Annotated in this window: 15 protein-coding genes and 1 other RNA gene; 2 read left to right on the top strand and 14 right to left on the bottom strand. The window is 61.9% G+C overall.

The window, feature by feature from the left end; genetic code table 11:
• Positions 1-4 precede the first annotated feature (4 nt).
• The 14 genes from BB029_RS06200 to rsmI all read right to left on the bottom strand — a co-directional run bounded on the left by BB029_RS06200 (position 5) and on the right by rsmI (position 15,048).
• Positions 5-961: a D-alanine--D-alanine ligase gene (locus BB029_RS06200; protein WP_065938561.1), complete on the bottom strand. Its 957-nt coding sequence runs from the start codon at positions 959-961 to the stop codon at positions 5-7.
• On the bottom strand, positions 958-2,406 hold the full coding sequence (gene murC / locus BB029_RS06195; protein WP_027604760.1) for a UDP-N-acetylmuramate--L-alanine ligase: 1,449 nt from the start codon (positions 2,404-2,406) through the stop codon (positions 958-960). The genes BB029_RS06200 and murC overlap by 4 nt, the downstream gene beginning before the upstream one ends.
• Positions 2,399-3,469 (bottom strand): undecaprenyldiphospho-muramoylpentapeptide beta-N-acetylglucosaminyltransferase, encoded by a 1,071-nt coding sequence (gene murG / locus BB029_RS06190; RefSeq protein WP_065938560.1) that lies wholly within the window; start codon positions 3,467-3,469, stop codon positions 2,399-2,401. Before murG ends, murC begins: the two co-directional genes overlap by 8 nt.
• Positions 3,459-4,682, bottom strand: coding sequence for a putative lipid II flippase FtsW (gene ftsW, locus BB029_RS06185; protein ID WP_065924256.1), 1,224 nt, complete (start codon positions 4,680-4,682; stop codon positions 3,459-3,461). Before ftsW ends, murG begins: the two co-directional genes overlap by 11 nt.
• On the bottom strand, positions 4,679-6,025 hold the full coding sequence (gene murD / locus BB029_RS06180) for a UDP-N-acetylmuramoyl-L-alanine--D-glutamate ligase (protein ID WP_065938559.1): 1,347 nt from the start codon (positions 6,023-6,025) through the stop codon (positions 4,679-4,681). Before murD ends, ftsW begins: the two co-directional genes overlap by 4 nt.
• Positions 6,026-6,031: 6 nt before the next feature.
• Entirely contained in the window at positions 6,032-7,114 is a 1,083-nt protein-coding gene (mraY, locus tag BB029_RS06175) for a phospho-N-acetylmuramoyl-pentapeptide-transferase (RefSeq protein ID WP_003171875.1), read from the bottom strand.
• Complete coding sequence (murF, locus tag BB029_RS06170; RefSeq protein ID WP_065938558.1) at positions 7,114-8,484, bottom strand: UDP-N-acetylmuramoyl-tripeptide--D-alanyl-D-alanine ligase; 1,371 nt, start codon at positions 8,482-8,484, stop codon at positions 7,114-7,116. Before murF ends, mraY begins: the two co-directional genes overlap by 1 nt.
• On the bottom strand, positions 8,477-9,940 hold the full coding sequence (locus BB029_RS06165) for a UDP-N-acetylmuramoyl-L-alanyl-D-glutamate--2,6-diaminopimelate ligase (protein WP_065938557.1): 1,464 nt from the start codon (positions 9,938-9,940) through the stop codon (positions 8,477-8,479). The genes murF and BB029_RS06165 overlap by 8 nt, the downstream gene beginning before the upstream one ends.
• The gene (locus BB029_RS06160) at positions 9,940-11,682 is read right to left on the bottom strand and encodes a penicillin-binding protein 2 (protein WP_162844256.1); all 1,743 of its coding nucleotides are present in this window, start codon (positions 11,680-11,682) and stop codon (positions 9,940-9,942) included. Before BB029_RS06160 ends, BB029_RS06165 begins: the two co-directional genes overlap by 1 nt.
• Positions 11,682-11,975 carry a cell division protein FtsL gene (gene ftsL / locus BB029_RS06155; protein ID WP_003216203.1) on the bottom strand — a complete coding sequence of 98 codons (294 nt, stop codon included), beginning with the start codon at positions 11,973-11,975 and terminating at the stop codon, positions 11,682-11,684. Before ftsL ends, BB029_RS06160 begins: the two co-directional genes overlap by 1 nt.
• Positions 11,972-12,919 (bottom strand): 16S rRNA (cytosine(1402)-N(4))-methyltransferase RsmH, encoded by a 948-nt coding sequence (rsmH, locus tag BB029_RS06150; RefSeq protein ID WP_010213048.1) that lies wholly within the window; start codon positions 12,917-12,919, stop codon positions 11,972-11,974. Before rsmH ends, ftsL begins: the two co-directional genes overlap by 4 nt.
• On the bottom strand, positions 12,916-13,371 hold the full coding sequence (mraZ, locus tag BB029_RS06145) for a division/cell wall cluster transcriptional repressor MraZ (RefSeq protein WP_003171868.1): 456 nt from the start codon (positions 13,369-13,371) through the stop codon (positions 12,916-12,918). Before mraZ ends, rsmH begins: the two co-directional genes overlap by 4 nt.
• A gap of 354 nt (positions 13,372-13,725) precedes the next feature.
• An RNA gene (rnpB, locus tag BB029_RS06140) (RNase P RNA component class A) lies at positions 13,726-14,079 on the bottom strand.
• A 96-nt stretch (positions 14,080-14,175) separates the two neighbouring features.
• Positions 14,176-15,048, bottom strand: a complete 873-nt coding sequence (rsmI, locus tag BB029_RS06135) for a 16S rRNA (cytidine(1402)-2'-O)-methyltransferase (protein ID WP_065938556.1) — start codon at positions 15,046-15,048, stop codon at positions 14,176-14,178.
• 209 nt (positions 15,049-15,257) lie between these two features.
• Here rsmI and BB029_RS06130 point away from each other — a divergent pair, with 209 nt between their 5' ends.
• Positions 15,258-17,069, top strand: coding sequence for a penicillin-binding protein activator (locus tag BB029_RS06130; protein ID WP_065938555.1), 1,812 nt, complete (start codon positions 15,258-15,260; stop codon positions 17,067-17,069).
• Positions 17,069-17,440 (top strand): YraN family protein, encoded by a 372-nt coding sequence (locus BB029_RS06125; protein WP_065938554.1) that lies wholly within the window; start codon positions 17,069-17,071, stop codon positions 17,438-17,440. The genes BB029_RS06130 and BB029_RS06125 overlap by 1 nt, the downstream gene beginning before the upstream one ends.
• Positions 17,441-17,510: the final 70 nt, after the last annotated feature.

The following is a 17,510-nucleotide window of genomic DNA, read 5'->3' as shown; positions in this document are numbered from 1 at the left end:
GTCCTTAGCCTCTTGGCTCGATGCTGGCGGCCAGAATCGCCAGCACCAACTGCTGGAAATCCAGGCCGGCTGCGCGAGCGGCCATCGGTACCAGGCTGTGGTCGGTCATGCCCGGTGCGGTGTTGACTTCCAGGAACCAGAAATTCCCTTGGTCATCCTGCATCACGTCTGCCCGTGCCCAACCGGCAATACCCAACGCCTCACAGGCTTTCGCCGTGAGGTCCATCAATTCCTGTTCTTTGGTTGCATCAAGGCCACACGGGATCCGGTACTGGGTATCGGAGGCCAGGTACTTGGCGTCGTAGTCGTAAAAGGTGTGGGGCGTGCCCAATGCGATGGGCGGCAATACCTGGCCACGCAGGGTGGCGATGGTGTACTCGGGACCCTGGATCCACTGTTCCACCAACACTTGCGAATCGTAGGTACTTGCCGCTTTCCATGCGTCGATCAATTCGGCGGCCGAGTTCACTTTAGCCATGCCGATACTGGAGCCTTCATGGGCAGGTTTGACGATCAAAGGCAGGCCCAGTTCCTTGGCTGCAGAAATACAATCGTCTTCGCTGCACAGAACACTGTGACGCGGGGTCGGAATACCCAGGCTGTGCCACACCTGCTTGGTGCGCAACTTGTCCATGGCCAGTGCCGAAGCGAGGATGCCGCTGCCGGTGTAAGGAATACCGGCACACTCCAACAGGCCCTGCATGCTGCCGTCTTCACCGCCACGGCCGTGCAGGATGATGAAGGCACGGTCGATCTTCTCGGCCTGCAGGCGGGCGAGGAAGTCATCGCCCACGTCGATCCCGAACGCATTCACGCCGGCACTTTGCAGCGCTTCGAGCACGGCGTTGCCGGACTTGAGCGACACTTCGCGCTCGGCGCTCTTGCCGCCGAACAGCACGGCCACGCGGCCGAAGTCGGCTGGCGCGATTGTCGAAAACAGGGAGCCGTAGTCAGCAGTCATTTCGACGCCCCCTTCTTGGCGGCCGCAAACAGCGGGCTCGCCAGCAACTTAGGCGCAAGGCCGCCGATATCACCGGCACCCTGGCACAGCAGGATGTCGCCGGCGCGCAGCAGCGGCTTGACGATCGGCGCCAGGTCCACACCGCGCTCGATGTAGATCGGGTCCAACTGGCCGCGTTGGCGGATGCTGTTGCACAGCTTGCGGCTGTCGGCGCCGGGGATCGGTTCTTCACCGGCCGGGTAGACTTCCATCAGCAGCAGCACGTTGGCATCGGCCAATACATTGACGAAATCGTCGTACAAATCGCGGGTGCGGCTGTAGCGGTGCGGCTGGTAGACCATCACCAGGCGACGCTCCGGCCAGCCACCGCGCACGGCCTTGATCACCGCGGCGACTTCGGTCGGGTGGTGACCATAGTCGTCCACCAGCATCACGTCACCGCCTTCCACCGGCAGTTGGCCGTAGACCTGGAAGCGCCGGCCGACACCGGCAAAGCGCGACAGGCCCTCGACGATGGCTTCATCGCTGACACCCTCGTCGGAGGCGATGCAGATGGTCGCCAGGGAATTCAATACGTTGTGGTTGCCCGGCATGTTCACCGACACATCCAGCGGCTCGCGGTCGGGACGCAGCACGGTGAAGTAGGTCTGCATGCCTTCCTGGCGCACATTGATGGCGCGCACGTCGGCGTCTTCGCTGAAGCCGTAGGTCACGGTCGGACGCTTGACCTGGGGCAGGATTTCACGCACCACCGGGTCGTCCAGGCAGAGCACGGCCAGACCGTAGAACGGCAGGTTGTGCAGGAACTCGACGAAGGTTTTCTTCAACTTGTTGAAGTCACCGTCGTAGGTGGCCATGTGATCTTCGTCGATGTTGGTGACCACAGCGACCAGCGGTTGCAGGTGCAGGAAACTGGCGTCGCTTTCATCGGCTTCGGCGATCAGGTAGCGGCTGGTACCGAGCTGGGCATTGGTACCGGCTGCATTCAGGCGGCCACCGATGACGAAGGTCGGGTCCAGGCCACCGGCGGCGAACACCGAGGCGATCAGGCTGGTGGTGGTGGTCTTGCCATGGGTACCGGCGACGGCGATGCCGTGGCGATAGCGCATCAACTCGGCGAGCATCTCGGCGCGAGGTACCACGGGAATGCGGCGCTCAAGGGCAGTGGCCACTTCCGGGTTGGAGGTGTTCACGGCGCTGGACACCACCAGCACGTCGGCCTCGGCGGCGTTCTCGGCGCGGTGACCGATAAAGATCTGCGCACCAAAGGACTTCAGGCGCTCGGTGACCGGCGACTCTTTCAGGTCCGAGCCGGACACCTGGTAGCCCAGGTTCAGCAACACTTCGGCGATGCCGCACATGCCTACGCCGCCGATACCGACGAAGTGGATGCGACGGATGCGGCGCATTTCCGGTTGTGGCATGGCTTTCTGATTCTCAACCATGGGCCACCTCCAGGCAGATATCGACCACGGTGCGGGTTGCGTCAGGTTTGGCCAGGCGGCTTGCGGTGCTCGCCATGTTGTTGAGTCGTTCCGGTTGCATCAAAACCTCGGTCAGGCGTGCGGCCAAATCGGCGGCGCCAGTCGTTCTTTGCGGCAGCAGGAAGGCAGCGCCCTCCCCGGCCAAATATTCGGCGTTGCGGGTCTGGTGATCGTCGATGGCGTGGGGCAAGGGCACCAGCAAGGACGGCAGACCGGCAGCAGCCAGTTCACTGACGGTCAGCGCACCCGCGCGACAGACCACCAGGTCGGCCCAGCCATAGGCATGGGCCATGTCTTTGATGAAGGGCTGCACATTGGCCGCCACACCGGCGTCGCGATAACGCGCGGCGGTGACTTCATCGTGGTTCTTGCCGGCCTGGTGGAAGATCTCCGGGCGCAATTCCACAGGAAGTTGCGCCACGGCTTCCGGCAGCAATTTATTCAGCGGCTCGGCACCCAGGCTTCCGCCCAGGATCAGCAGGTGCGCCTTGCGCCCCGCCAGTGCTTCGCGGGCAATGTCCATAAACAGCTCGGTGCGCACCGGGTTGCCGGTGGTACGGCGCTTATCCGACACACTGAAGGTGTTGGGAAACGCCTCGCACACCCGCGCAGCCAACGGCACCAGCAAACGGTTGGCGGTACCGGCCACGGCGTTCTGCTCGTGCACGATCACCGGCACGCCGGCAAGTCTGGCGGCGACGCCACCGGGGCCGGTCACATAACCACCGAAGCCGAGCACACACACCGGCTGCAATTCACGGATGACCTTGCGCGCCTGCCACACCGCCTTGAGCAACACGAACGGAGCCTTGAGCAGGGACAACTTGCCCTTGCCGCGCAGGCCCGTGACGTTGATCAGATGCAACGGCAAGCCGGCATTCGGCACCAACTCGTTTTCGATGCCGCGCGGTGTACCCAGCCAGTGCACGGTGTAGCCACGGTTCTGGAATTCCCGCGCGCACGCCAGGGCCGGGAACACATGGCCCCCGGTGCCGCCGGCCATGATCAGCACGTTAGCGCCCATGGGTCGGCTCCTCGGCGAAGTCGCTTTCGCTGAACTCCATCTCTTCGCTGCCCAGGTGGGTTCGACTCTCCCACTCGATGCGCAGCAACAAGCCAAGACAGGCGCAGCAGATCACCAACGAACTGCCGCCATAGCTGAGGAACGGCAAAGTCAGGCCCTTGGTCGGCAGCAGGCCGACGTTCACCCCGATGTTGATCAGGAACTGGCCGATCCACAGGAACGACAAGCCGTAGGCCACATAGGCGGCGAAATACTGTTTGGCCTTCTCGGCCCACAGGCCGATGTACATGCCGCGTACACACACGAACACGAACAGGGCGACGGTGCACAGCGAGCCGACCACGCCGAGTTCTTCGGCGAGTACGGAGAACACGAAGTCGGTGTGCGCTTCCGGCAGGTAGAACTGCTTCTGCACGCTGTTGCCCAGCCCCACGCCCAGCCATTCGCCGCGACCGAAGGCGATCAAGGCCTGGGTCAATTGGTAGCCGGAACCGAACTGGTCGGACCAGGGGTCGGTAAAGGTGATCAGACGCGCCATCCGGTACGGTTGTGCCTGTACCAGGATGGTCACCGCCGCCACCGCCAGCACCACCATCAAGCTGAAGCGGAACAAGCCCACGCCGCCGAGGAACAGCATCGCCGCCGCCGCGCCCATCATCACCACGGTGGCGCCGAAGTCAGGTTCCATCAGCAACAGGCCGGCCATGGGCAACAGCACGATGAATGGCTTGAAGAAGCCCATCCAGCTTTCGCGCACTTCCTTCTGGCGACGCACCAGGTAGCCGGCCAGGTAGATCACCACGAACACCTTGGCGATTTCCGACGGCTGCACGTTGAACGCACCGAAGCCGATCCAGCGCATCGAGCCGTTCACCTCGCGGCCGATGCCGGGCAGGATCACCATGATCAGCAAGCCGAACGCGCCGATCAGCATCAGCCAGCCCAGGCGCTGCCAGGTGGCGATGGGGATCATCATGGTAACGATGCACGCGCCCAGGCCGATGATCAGGTACACCAGGTGACGGATCATCATGTACAGGGTATTGCCCGACTGCACGGCGGCCACTTCGGAAGAAGCCGAGGTGATCATCACCAGGCCCAGGCCCAGCAGCGCGAGGCAACCGGCGAGCATCGGAAAATCAAGGTCGATGCCGCGTCCGGTAATGATCGGCGACGGGTACGGCTTGATGATGTTTCTGAAATCAATGCTCATGCCAAGCCCTCCACGGCGCGGGCGAACAACTGGCCGCGCTCTTCGTAGTTCTTGAACATGTCGAAACTGGCGCACGCCGGCGACAGCAGCACCGCATCGCCTGGCTGGGCCAGGGCTTGGCATTGGGCAATGGCGTCGTCCAGAGAGGTGGCGCGCACCTGTGGCACGGCATCGCCCAGCGCGGCGGCGATCAAATCGGCGTCGCGGCCCATCAACACCACGGCGCGGCAATGGGCAGCCACCGGTGCCTTGAGGTCCTTGAAATCGGCACCCTTGCCGTCGCCACCGGCGATCAGCACCAGCTTGCCTTCGATATCGGCACCCAGGCCTTCGATGGCGGCCAATGCGGCCCCCACGTTGGTGGCCTTGGAGTCGTTGTAGTAACTGACACCATTAAGGTCACGGACCCACTGGCAGCGATGTTCAAGGCCGCCGAAGGTGCGCAGGCTCGACAGCATGGCGTCGAACGGCAAACCCACGGCGTGTCCCAACGCCAACGCGGCCAACGCGTTGGACTGGTTATGGGCGCCACGGATTTTCAGCTCGCGCACCGGCATCAGGTTCTGGAATTCGAAGGCCAGGTATTTCTCGCCATTCTCTTCACGAATGCCGAAGGCCTTGAAGTCGGGTTTGCCCAGGCCGAAGGTCCAGCACGGCATGCCCTCGCCCATCAGCGGACGGCTCAGCGCATCCTGGCGATTGACCACAAATTGCCTGGCACCGCGGAAGATCCGATGCTTGGCCAGGTGGTACGTCGGCAGGCCGCTGTAGCGGTCCATGTGGTCTTCGCTGACGTTCAACACGGTGGCCACTTCAGCACCCAGGTCGTGGGTGGTTTCCAGCTGGAAGCTCGACAGTTCCATCACGTACAGCTCGATATCGTCGCTGAGCAGGTCCAGCGCCGGCGTACCGAGGTTGCCGCCCACAGCCACGCGCTTGCCGGCCGCCATGGCCATCTCGCCGACCAGGGTGGTCACGGTGCTTTTCGCGTTGGAACCGCTGATGGCCACGATCGGCGCCTTCGCATTGCGTGCAAACAGGTCGATATCGCCGGACAGCTTCACGCCACGGGCCGCTGCGGCTTGCAGGGCCGGTGTCGCCAGGGCCAGGCCGGGGCTCACGTAGAGCTCATCGGCGCGGCACAGAAACTCGACATCCAGCTCGCCACAACGCACTTCCACGTGCGGGTAGTCACGGCGCAGCGTGACCAGCTCCGGTGGATTTTCCCGCGTATCGGCCACGGCAAACGACGTGCCCCGGTTCGCCAGGAAGCGAACCAGGGACATGCCGCTCTTGCCGAGGCCGACAACGATGCGGAAGTGGTCTGAAGCGATCAGGGACACTCGTTTCTACCTCAGTTTCAGGGTGGCAAGGCCGACCAGGACCAGAATCACGGTGATGATCCAGAAACGGACAATCACACGCGGCTCAGGCCAGCCCTTGAGTTCAAAGTGGTGGTGAATCGGCGCCATGCGGAACACGCGGCGCCCGGTCAACTTGAAGGACGCCACCTGGATGACCACCGACAGGGTTTCCATCACGAACACACCGCCCATGATGAACAACACGATTTCCTGGCGAACGATCACCGCGATGGTACCCAGGGCCGCGCCCAGCGCCAGTGCGCCGACATCGCCCATGAAGACTTGTGCGGGGTAGGTGTTGAACCACAGGAACCCCAGGCCGGCACCGATCAAGGCACCGCAGAACACGATCAGCTCACCCGCGCCCGGTACGTAGGGGATCAGCAGGTATTCAGCGAATTTCACGTTACCCGACAGGTAGCAGAAGATACCCAGGGCGCCGCCTACCATCACCGTCGGCATGATCGCCAGGCCGTCGAGGCCGTCGGTCAGGTTCACCGCGTTGCTGGAGCCGACGATCACGAAGTAGGTCAGCACCACGAAGCCGATGCCCAAAGGGATGCTGGCGTCCTTGAGCATCGGGATGATCAAGGTGGTTTCCACTGCGCTTGGCGCCGTGGTGTAGAGGAAGATCGCGGCGGCAAGGCCGAACACCGACTGCCAGAAATACTTCCAGCGGCTTGGCAGCCCCTTGGAGTTTTTCTCGATCACTTTGCGGTAGTCATCGACCCAGCCGATGGCGCCGAACAGGAGGGTCACCAGCAGCACCACCCAAACGTAGCGGTTGTGCAGGTCGGCCCACAGCAAGGTGCTGATACCGATGGACGACAGGATCAGCGCACCGCCCATGGTCGGGGTGCCGGACTTGGACAGGTGCGACTGCGGGCCGTCATTACGAACCGATTGACCAATTTGCAGGTTCTGCAGGGTGCGGATCATCCACGGCCCTAAAAACAGCGACAAAGACAGCGCGGTCAGCACACCCAGGATCCCGCGCAGGGTCAGGTACTGAAAGACCGCGAAGCCTTTGTGGAACTGTTGCAGATACTCAGCCAGCAGCAGCAGCATTAATGTTTCTCCGTACTTGAGCCACACAAGGCCGCGACGACGTTTTCCATCACCGCGCTGCGCGATCCCTTGATCAAAATGGTTGTGTGTTTGTCTTGTTCTGCCACGCCCAGCGCCTGGATCAACTCGGCCTGGGTGGCGAAATGGCGCGCACCGGGGCCGAAGGCAGCCACGGCATGGGCCATGTTCGGGCCGACGGCGTAGAGGGCGTCGACTTTGCCTGCGGCATACGCGCCGACTTCGCGATGACCTTGTTCAGCCCAGTCGCCCAACTCGCCGATATCGCCCAACACCAGCACCTTGCGCCCATCGAAACCTTTGAGCAGGTCGACAGCGGCGTTGACGGACGATGGATTGGCGTTATAGGTGTCATCGATCACACGCATGCCGTTGCTCGCCAGTTGCGCAACAGTGCGGCCCTTGACCGGCTGCACTGCGCCCAGGCCCGTGGCGATACCGAACAGCGACACGCCCAAGGCGCCAGCCGCAGCCGCAGCCGCCAGGGCATTGGCGACGTTATGGTTGCCGAGCAAATTCAGTTGCACGTGCTCGCTACCTTGCGGTGTGTGCAACGTGAAGGACGGGCAGCCACGGGCATCGACGGTGATGTCGGAGGCATGGAAATCAGCCGCGGCGTTACGCACGGCAAACGTCAGGACCTTGCGACCGGCGGCGCGTACACGCCAGGTCTCGAAGGCCTTGTCGTCCAGGTTCAAGACTGCAGTGCCCGATGCATCAAGGCCCTCGAGGATTTCACCCTTGGCCTCGACGATTTTTTCCGGGCCACCGAACTCGCCGACGTGGGCCGTACCGGCGTTATTGATAATGGCGACGTGGGGCTTGGTCAGCGCCACGGTGTAGGCGATTTCGCCGATGCGCGAGGCACCCAGTTCGATTACCGCCGCCGTGTGTTCCGGGGCGAGTTCGAGCAGGGTCAGCGGAGCGCCGAAATCATTGTTCAGGTTGCCACGGGTGGCCAGCACGGGGCCGCGCGTACGCAGGATACCGGCAAGCAGTTCCTTGACCGTGGTCTTGCCGCTGGAGCCGGTGATGGCGGCAACGGGCTTGTCGAACGCGGCGCGGTTCAGCGCACCCAATTGACCGAGGGCCAGGCGGGTATCGGCGACCAGCAGTTGCGGCAAGGTTGAATCAGCCACTTCGCGCTGCACCAAGGCACCTGCGGCGCCTTTGGCGGCGACTTCGTTCAGGTAGTCGTGACCGTCGAAACGCGGACCGGCCAGGGCGACAAACAGTTGCCCCGGTTGGATCGCGCGGCTGTCGATGCTCACGCCGCTGAAGCTGCAATCGCTCGACAGTACGCGGGCCGACAGGGCCTGGGTCAGTTCGCTGAACGTCATCGCCTTAAGCATGGGCAACCTCCCAGGCGGTCAAGGCATGATCGGCCTCGACCAGATCGGAGAAGGCATGACGCTCGCCGTTGATTTCCTGGTAATCCTCGTGCCCCTTACCGGCCAGCACAACCACGTCGTCAGCACTGGCGCTGGCGATCAACTGGGCGATTGCCGCGCCGCGACCGGCGACGAAGGTGGCCTTTGATGCGTCTTTGAAGCCGGTGCGAATATCATCGAAAATCCGGCTTGGGTCTTCGCTGCGCGGATTGTCGTCGGTGACGAGCACACCATCGGCCAGGCGTTCGACGATCTCGGCCATCAACGGCCGCTTGCCGCGATCACGATCACCGCCACAGCCGAACAGGCAGAGCAACTTGCCCTTGGCGTGAGGGCGCAGGGCTTCGAGGACTTTTTCCAGCGCATCCGGGGTATGGGCGTAGTCAACCACCACCAGCGGCTGCGTACCGCCACCCAGGCGTTGCATGCGACCGGCCGGGCCTTCCAGCTTCGGCAGCACCTTGAGAATCTCGTCCAGTGCGTAATCCAGGCCGAGCAGCGCGCCGATGGCGGCAAGCACATTGCTCAGGTTGAAACGCCCGAGCAGGCTGCTGCGCAAGTGGTGCTCGCCCTGAGGCGTGACCAGTGTGGCGCGCACGCCTTCGTCATTGAATTGGGCTTCGCGGCAATACAGGTACGCGCCGGCGTCTTCCAGGCTGTAGGTGATCAGGCGCGCTTCGCTGTCTTGGGCCGCCAGTTGGCGACCAAAAGCGTCGTCCAAGTTGATCACCCGGCACTTGAGGTCATTCCAGGCAAACAGCTTGGCCTTGGCGGCGGCGTACGCCTCCATGGTGCCGTGATAATCCAGGTGATCGCGGGACAGGTTGGTCATCACTGCCACATCAAAGGCCAGGGCGGTGACGCGGCCCTGGTCCAGACCGTGGGACGACACTTCCATGGCAATCGCCTTGGCACCGGCCTTTTTCAGGTCGGCCAGGGTCGCTTGCACGGCGATGGGGTTCGGCGTGGTGTGCAGGCCGCTTTGCAGCGCGCCATAAAAACCGGTACCCAGGGTGCCGACGATGCCGCAGTGCTGGCCCAGCAGGTCAAGGGCCTGGGCGACCAATTGGGTCACGCTGGTCTTGCCGTTGGTGCCCGTCACGCCCACCAGATTGAGGTGGCGGCTCGGGTCGCCGTAAAAACGCCCGGCAATATCGGACAGTTGCTTGGCCAGCCCCTTGACCGGGATCAGCGGCACGTCGGTGATCGGCAGCACCGTGGCGCCTTCGACTTCATAGGCCACGGCAGCCGCGCCGCGCTGCAACGCGTCGGCGATGTGCGCACGGCCATCGAACTTGCCGCCCGGCACTGCCAGGAACAGGTCGCCAGCGCGCACGTTACGGCTGTCCAGGGTCAACTCGCGAATCAGCAGATCGCGGCCGGCGTGGGCAAAAATCTTGTTCAGGCTAAGAGACATCAGCCGCGCCCTCCATTGGCTTTTACTGCAGCGGCCGGTGGTCCGGCATTCGCTTGTTGGGTCGGCGGCAGGTTATCCGGGGTGATGTTCATCAGGCGCAGGGTGCCGGACATCACTTTGCTGAACACCGGCGCCGATACCAGGCCACCGAAGTAACCGGCTTTGCTCGGCTCATCGATCACAACGACGATGGCGTAGCGTGGATCGCTCATCGGGCCGAAGCCGGCGAACAGCGAGCGGTAGGAGTTTTCGGCATAGCCCTTGGTGCCCACCGACGTCTTACGCGCGGTACCGGACTTGCCCGCCACGTGATACGCCGGCACCTGGGCACGGAATACGCCGCGCGGTGCTTCGATCACTTGTTGCAGCATGCCCTGCATGGTCTTGGCGACGTTTTCCGGGATCACCTGGGTGGCTTTCGGCGCTTCATCGACGTGAATCAGGCTCAGCGGCACCATGCGCCCGTTATTGGCCAGCACCGAGAAGGCATGGGCCAGCTGGATGGCGGTCACCGACAGGCCGTAGCCGTAGGAAAGCGTGGCGGTCTCGGCTTTTTTCCAGTCGCGGTAGTTGGGCAGGTTGCCGACGCGCTCACCCGGGAAGTCCAGGCCGGTGGGTTGCCCCAGGCCAATCTTCTGCGCCAGGTGGTAGATGGTTTCACCACCGATATCGAAGGCGACCTTACTCATGCCCACGTTACTGGAGTTGATCAGGATACCTGTCAAATCCAGCACCGGACCTTCAGTACGGGACACGTCGCGAATGGTGTATTTACCCAGCTGCAAGGTACCCGGATACACCTCGACCTTGTCGCTGGGCTTCCAGCGTCCGGTTTCCAGGGCGGCACTCATGGAGATGGCCTTCATGGTCGAGCCCGGCTCGAACACGTCGATCATCGCGCGGTTACGCATCATCGCCGGTTGCAGGTTGCGACGGTTGTTCGGGTTGTAGGTCGGCTGGTTGACCATGGCGAGGATCTCGCCGGTCTTCACGTCCATGATCACCAGGCTGCCGGCCTTGGCGCCGTTCTCGATGATCGCGTTACGCAGCTCACGGTTGGCCAGGTATTGCAGGCGCAGGTCAATCGACAACGCCAAGGGCTTTCCGGCCTTGGCGTTTTTAGTGACTTGGACATCCTTGATCAACCTGCCGCGCCGATCCTTGATGACCTGTCGTTTTCCCGGTACCCCGGCCAACCATTCATCGTAGGCGAGTTCCACACCTTCACGACCATGATCGTCAATGTCGGTAAAGCCGACCATATGGGCAGTGGTTTCACCGGCCGGGTAGAAACGACGGAACTCCTCGATGCCGTAGACACCGGGGACTTTAAGGTCGAGCACCTGCTGGCCTTGTTCGGGGGTAAGGCCGCGAACGAGGTAGATAAATTCTTTATTTGCCTGGGCCTCGAGGCGCTCAGCCAAGGCTTTCGGATCCTGGCCCAGGGCGGCAGCCAGCTGCGGCCACTTGTCCTTGGCAACCTGCAATTCCTTGGCGTTGGCCCACAGGGTGGTCACCGGCGTACTCACCGCCAACGGCTCGCCGTTACGGTCGGTGATCAGGCCACGGTGCGCAGGGATCTGGATGTGACGCAGGCTACGGGCATCGCCCTGGCCGATCAGGAAGTCACGGTCGACCACTTGCAGGTCGATGATCCGCCAGGCAATCGCCCCCACCATCAATGCCAGCAAGCCGAGCATCAGGCGGAAGCGCCATGGGTAGAGTGCGCCTTCGAGTTTCATCATGGCGCCACCATGCGCACTTCGGCCGCACCCGGGATGTGCATTTTCAGCTGTTCGGTGGCCAGCACTTCGATACGGCTATGGGCCGTCCAGGTGCTTTGCTCGAGGATCAAACGGCCCCACTCCGCCTGCGCCTTGTCACGCACGCTCAATTCCCCATAGAGGGTATTGAGCAGTTGGCGGTTGTAATGGGCGCTGTAGGACACCGCAATTGCGGACACCAGCACGCCGACAAACAGCAGCAACATAAAGAAGCTGCCGCCCGGGAGGGGCTTGGCGAAAAGCTTGCTCACCGCAGCTTCTCCGCGACGCGCATGACGGCGCTACGGGAACGTGGGTTGGCCTTGAGTTCGGCTTCGGAAGCGAACTGCGCTTTGCCATGGATTTTGATTTTCGGCACAAAGGCTTCGAAACGTACCGGCAGGTTGCGCGGCAGGTTGTCGGACTCGCCCTTGACCAGGCGGCGCATGAACAGCTTGACGATGCGGTCTTCCAGAGAATGGAAGCTGATCACCACCAGGCGACCACCCACTTCCAGCGCCTCGAGGGCAGCCTCGAGGCCAGCCTCCAGGTCGCCCAATTCGTTGTTGACGTGGATACGCAGGCCCTGGAACGCGCGGGTCGCCGGGTTCTTGCCCTTTTCCCACGCGGGGTTGGCGACTTTCAGCACTTCGGCCAGGTCGGCGGTGCGCTCGAACGGCTGGATTTCGCGACGCTCCACCACGGCACGGGCCATGCGGCCGGCGAAGCGCTCTTCACCGTATTCCTTGAAAACACGGGCGATTTCTTCCACCGGCGCAGTGGCAATGAACTGCGCGGCACTGACGCCACGGGTAGGGTCCATGCGCATGTCGAGGGGACCGTCGTTCATGAAGCTGAAGCCGCGCTCCGGGTCATCGAGCTGCGGCGAAGACACGCCCAGGTCGAGCAAAACCCCGGCCACCTTGCCCGCCATGCCGCGCTCGGCGACTTCGGCACCGAGTTCGGCAAAGCTGCGCTGCACAACGACAAAGCGGCCGTCTTCGGCCGCTAGCGCTTGCCCGGTGGCAATCGCTTGGGGGTCTTTGTCGAACCCGAGGAGTTTGCCGTCGGGCCCGAGCTGGCTGAGGATCAACCGGCTATGCCCGCCCCTGCCAAAGGTACCGTCCAGATAGCAGCCATCCGCGCGTACGGCGAGAGCCTCAACGGCTTCGTCAAGCAGTACGGTGATGTGGTTAAAGCCGCTATCAATAGTCACAGGATCAAATCACGCAGTTCATCAGGCATGGCGCCCGGTTGTTGAATAGCAGCCAGGTCAGCTGCAGAAACAGCATCCCAGGCATCTTCGTCCCACAATTGGAACTTGTTCAGTTGGCCGACCAGCATTGCGCGCTTATCCAGCTTGGCGTACTCGCGCAAACGCGGGGGCACCAGAAAACGGCCACTGCCATCGAGCTCGAGGTCGACGGCATTACCAATCAGCAAACGCTGCAGACGGCGGTTTTCTTCACGCAATGAAGGCAAGGCACGCAACTTGGTCTCAATCAACTCCCACTCATCGAGGGGGTAAACACATAAACAAGGGTCAACGGCATCGATTGTGATGATCAACTGTCCGGAACTTCGCGAAATCAGCTCGTCACGATACCGGCTCGGCATGGCGAGACGGCCTTTTGCATCGAGACTGATAGCGTTAGCTCCGCGAAACACAGATGCGTTTCTCCAAATTTTAGCGTTTTACGTTCAAAAAACCCACTTTGTGCCACTTTCCGCCACTTGCGCACACTATAGGAATGCGCCCACCACACCGTCAAGGCGCGGATTCAAGGAAAAGCCTTACAGATCGGAGATTTAGGAGCGTAAAAGGAGGAGAAACCAGAGTTCGGCAGTGTTTTTGGCTCGACAAGCACAAATAGCTCAAAGAGCTACAGATCAAAGTTAAAGTGATTTATTAAGAGTAAGATTTTTTTGGTATTACGAAGATGCATCTGCCAATGATTTGGCAGGGAGGGATTCTTGCGTTACTACCGGTTTTCTGCCCGAGATTCGGACAGAAGGAAAAAGGTGGAGAGTCGATCTGTAAGCCGGGTTCTGTCTTGAACAGTCATTCGTCTACGATGGCCATCACTGGACATCTTTAGCAACCTACCCGGTCCCAGCGCGGGCCACGCCTTGGGACCCTATTTGGTCTTGCTCCAAGTGGGGTTTACCTAGCCACGAACTGTTGCCAGTCGTGCGGTGCGCTCTTACCGCACCTTTTCACCCTTACCGGCACCGAAGTGCTTAGGCGGTTATTTTCTGTGGCACTTTCCGTAGGCTCACGCCTCCCAGGCATTACCTGGCACTTCGCCCTATGGAGCCCGGACTTTCCTCCCCCCCCTAATTTTCATAGAGGGCAGCGACTGTCCAATCGACTCTCCGCCGCGCAGGTTAACGGCACGACGGCCTCAGGACAAGTATTAAAAGTGCAGCATTGCCATCACGTTCGGACGGAATACCGGTTTCCCCCCGGAACTATTCGGCTTTCTGTTTATCCAGCGCAACTTGATACAACACATTCTTGCGTACCCCGGTGATTTCCGCCGCCAACGCCGCAGCGCGCTTGAGGGGCATCTCCTTGAGCAGCAGATCGAGGATACGCATGGCCTCGCTGCCGACGGCCTCTTCATGTTCCGGCGCGGTCCAGCCCGCCACCAACACCACACACTCGCCGCGCTGCTGATTACTGTCGCCCTCGACGAACGCGCGCAGCGCTTCCAGCGGCAGGCCCTTGAGGGTTTCGAAGGTTTTGGTCAGCTCACGGGCCAGCAGTGCCAGGCGCTCGCCGCCGAACACCAGTTCCATATCCTGCAGGCATTCAAGAATACGATGAGGCGCTTCGTAGAAGATCAGCGTGCGCGGTTCCTCTTTCAATGCCTGTAGACGCGCACGACGCCCCACGGCCTTGGCCGGCAGGAAACCTTCGAAAATAAAACGGTCCGACGGCAGGCCTGCCGCCGACAATGCAGCGATCAGCGCGCACGCGCCTGGAACAGGCACTACATTAATACCTGCGGCACGTGCCTGGCGAACCAGATGGTAACCAGGATCGGAGATCAGCGGCGTACCTGCATCCGAGATCAGGGCCACATCGTCACCCGCCAACAAACGCACGATAAAGCGGCTGCCTTCTTCGCGCTCGTTATGCTCGTGACAAGCCGCCAATGGCGTACTGATACCAAAATGCTGCATTAAACGCTGGGAGTGTCGAGTGTCTTCCGCCGCAATCAATTTAACCTCGCGCAACACTTTCAGCGCCCGGGCACTGATGTCGTCCAGGTTGCCAATGGGCGTCGCCACGACAAAAAGCGAGCCTGCAGTGGAATTCAAAGGACCTGGAGCAGTCAAAACGCACACCTCGATGGTTGGCAAAAGCCATATTGTAGCGCGTAGGCGCCTCGGAAATATGCCATCACGGCCGATGGCTTTTCAGCCGTCCCTGGCTGATCGCAACATTTGCACGACCTAAATCGACGGTTTCACGCCAGTAACATCGCGCCTGGGCCAGTGCTTGGGTACAATTCCACGCTAATTTGATCGGTATCAGGAACACTTACATGATCGCTTGCCTGCGGCTGCTCTCCGCCCTCTGCCTCGCTGCCTTACTGGCCGCTTGCGCCAGCTCGCCCTCGTCCAGCCTTGGCGACCTTCCACGGACCCCGGACGCCAGTATCGAGCAACTGCTCGAACAGGCCACCACCGCCAAGACGCCAGAAAAGGCCGCGTTGCTGCGCCTGAGTGCGGCAGACATGGCCTACCGCCAGAACAACCCTGGCCGCTCGTCGCAGATTCTTGCGCAAGTGTCCCTGGATGTCCTCAAGCCAGCCGCGCAAGTCTTTGCCAGCACCCTGGCTGCCGAATTGGCCATGACGCGCAACCAGCCCAAGGCCGCGCTGACCGCCTTGAACCATCCGAGCCTGCAAAGCCTGAAGGAGCTGCCGACCGAACAGCAGATCCGCACTGGCACCGTGCACGCCCGCGCTTATGAAGCCGATGGCCAGACCCTGGCCGCTGCCCGCGAACGCGTTGCCATGGCGCCATTGCTCAGCGGCGATGCCGCCAAAAGCAATCACGAAGCCATCTGGACCTTGATTGCCGCACTGCCTGCAGAACAACTGCAAGCCAGCGGCAACCCGACCCTGGACGGCTGGATCACCCTGGCCCAAGCCGTCAAGGGCGCCGGTACGCTTGAGCAACAGCAGGCCGCTATCGACACCTGGCGCGCACAAAACCCGGGCCACCCGGCCGCCGTGCAGCTGCCAACCCCGCTGACCAAGCTCAAGGAGCTGGCCAGCCAGCCCCTGAACAAGATTGCCCTGCTGCTGCCCCAGGATGGCCCGCTGGCCTCCGTCGGCAAGGCCCTGCGCGAAGGTTTCATGGCGGCGCACTACCAGGCTGAACAAGCCGGGCAGAAACCACCGGTCATCGAGTTCTATGACAGCTCGCGTCTGGCCTCCATCGACGACTTCTATGCCAAGGCCCAGGCTGCAGGCGTGCAACTGGTGGTTGGCCCGCTGGAGAAGCCATTGGTCAAGCAGCTCAGCACGCGTCCTCAGCTCCCCATCACCACGCTGGCGTTGAACTACAGCGAAACCGATCAGGGCCCGGCGCAATTGTTCCAGTTCGGCCTGGCCGCTGAAGACGAAGCCCGCGAAGTGTCGCGCCGCGCCCGTGCCGATGGCCTGCACCGCGCCGCTGCCATGGTGCCCCGTGGCGAGTGGGGCGAGCGTGTCTACAAGGCCTTCCGCCAGGATTGGGAAGCCAACGGTGGCACGGTTGTCGGTGTCGAGTATGTCGACCAGCCGGTCGCCCTCGCCCAGCAAATTGCCGACCTGTTCCAACTGCGTAAAAGCGAAGGCCGCGCCAAGAGCCTGCAAAGCACAGTCGGCACAGACGTAGCGGCACAGCCGTCACGTCGCCAGGACATCGAGTTCATCTTCCTGGCCGTTACCCCGCAACTGGCCCAGCAGATCAAGCCGACCCTGAATTTCCAGTACGCCGGTGATGTGCCGGTGTACGCCACGTCCCACGTATTCAGCGCCAGCGGTGACAAGAACCAGTACCTGGACATGACCAACGTGATGTTCTGCGAAACCCCTTGGCTGCTCAACACCACCGACCCGCTGCGTAACCAGGTTGCCGCACAATGGCCGCAAGCCAATGGCAGCCTTGGCCGCCTGTATGCGATGGGCGTCGACGCCTACCGCCTGGCCCCGCGCCTGGGCCAGTTGAAGGCACTGCCGGATACACGGATTGACGGCCTCTCGGGCAACCTGGGCATCAGCACCAACCAGCGCGTCGATCGCCAGATGCCATGGGCGAAGTTCGTCGGTGGCGAGATCCAGCGCCTGCCGGACACCCCGCGCTGATGCCGGAGCGGTCTACTGCACAAAGCGGCAAGGATGCCGAACTTCAAGCATTGAAACACTTGCAACAACAGGGTCTGCGCCTGCTGGCGCAGAACTGGTTGTGTAAACGCGGCGAGCTTGATCTGGTCATGCTTGACGGCGATACAGTAGTATTCGTCGAAGTCCGCTACAGAAAACACGCACAATGGGGTGGCGCGCTCGCCAGTATCGACGGGCGCAAGCGTCAGAAGCTGATACTCGCTGCGCAGTTTTTCCTGCAAGAAGAGCATCGCTGGGCCGACGCCCCCTGCCGTTTCGATGTGGTTGCCATGGAAAGCACACCGTCTGGTCAGGTTGATCTGAACTGGCTGCAAAATGCCTTCGACAACTGATTCACCGGACATCTTCACCACACACTTTTGCTCTTTGCTTTGCGGGCTGCACATTCCTGTGCCAAACAGC

This window comes from Pseudomonas sp. S3E12 (assembly GCF_001702295.1).
In the GTDB taxonomy this organism is placed as follows: domain Bacteria; phylum Pseudomonadota; class Gammaproteobacteria; order Pseudomonadales; family Pseudomonadaceae; genus Aquipseudomonas; species Aquipseudomonas marginalis.
The sequence above is the reverse complement of the archived record's forward strand: the minus strand, read 5'-3'. Positions and strand labels throughout refer to the sequence as shown.